Below are 1,127 nucleotides of genomic sequence, written 5' to 3'. Positions count from 1 at the left end.
GGTAGCCGGTCACCACGGGCGGCAGGATCAGCGGGAGATGCACCAGCCCGTTGAGAACGGTCTTGCCCCAGAATTGTCCCCGGGCAAGCAGCAGCGCGATCAAGATGCCCGGCGGCAGGCTGGCAAGCATCGCCACCATTGCCACCTTGATGGACAGCCGGACCGCATTCCATTCGTCGGGAGTGAGGTCCAGCAGCCAGTTCATTGTGCCCCTTGGAACTCAGTTGCTCGGCGCGAGCACGGTAAATCCCTGATCCTTGAACAGCGCGGCCGCCTTGGCCGACTGCAGGCATTTCAGGAAAGCCCGCGTATCCTTGTCCTTCGAATCGGCGGTCTGGGCAACCGGATAGATGATCGGCGGATGCGAATCCTCCGGGAAGGTGCCGACCACCTTGACGCCCTTTTCGGCATGCGCGTCGGTGGCATAGACAATGCCAAGGGCGGCTTCGCCCGTCGAAACCAGCTTCAGCGCCGCGCGCACGTTTTCGGCCTGCGCCACCTTGCCCTCGACCGAGGACCAGACGCCGAGCGATTCAAGTGCGGCCTTGCCGTATTTGCCGGCCGGCACCGCCTTGAAATCGCCCATGGCGAGCTTGCCGTCGCCGATCAGCTTGGCGAGGTCGAAGCCCTTCTCGATCCTGGTGTCGACCGCCGAGTCCTTCGGCGCCACCAGCACGATCTGATTGCCGAGCAGCTTCACTTCGGTGTCCGGCTTGGTCAGCTTCTTGTCGGAGAGATATTTCATCCAGTCGAGGTCGGCCGAGATGAAGACGTCGGCAGGCGCCCCGCCCTCGATCTGCTTGGCCAGCGCCGAGCTCGCGGCATAGGAGACGGTCGCCGCCTCGCCGACATCGGCCTCGCAGGCCTTGTTCACGGCGTCGAGCGCATCCTTGAGGCTGGCCGCGGCAAACACCACCACCTTGTCTTCCGCATGTGCTGCCGGCACCGCCGCCATCAACATCGCCGCAAAACCCCCAATGGTGATCGCCCTCGATGCAAAACCTATGCGCGTCATGGAAGACTCTCCCTGGTTTGAAATCCGGCCGGCTCGAAGCCCGCTAACCGATATATCCGTATGAATATAACAAGGGAAGGCCCGGCGCCCCATGAAAGCGCCTGTACGACAC

General features: G+C 63.0%; 1 protein-coding gene and 1 pseudogene. Both read right to left on the bottom strand.

Features of this window, described 5'->3' with window-relative positions; genetic code table 11:
• Positions 1-205 (bottom strand): annotated as a pseudogene (locus tag EN893_RS35005) (molybdate ABC transporter permease subunit); the annotation flags it as partial.
• A gap of 15 nt (positions 206-220) precedes the next feature.
• Positions 221-1,015: a molybdate ABC transporter substrate-binding protein gene (gene modA, locus EN893_RS35000; protein WP_127270933.1), complete on the bottom strand. Its 795-nt coding sequence runs from the start codon at positions 1,013-1,015 to the stop codon at positions 221-223.
• Between the last annotated feature and the right edge of the window lie 112 nt (positions 1,016-1,127).

It is taken from the genome of Mesorhizobium sp. M7A.F.Ca.CA.004.04.2.1 (assembly GCF_004022825.1).
Lineage (GTDB): Bacteria > Pseudomonadota > Alphaproteobacteria > Rhizobiales > Rhizobiaceae > Mesorhizobium.
Note: the sequence above shows the minus strand (reverse complement) of the source record. Positions and strands in the feature narration are given on the sequence as shown.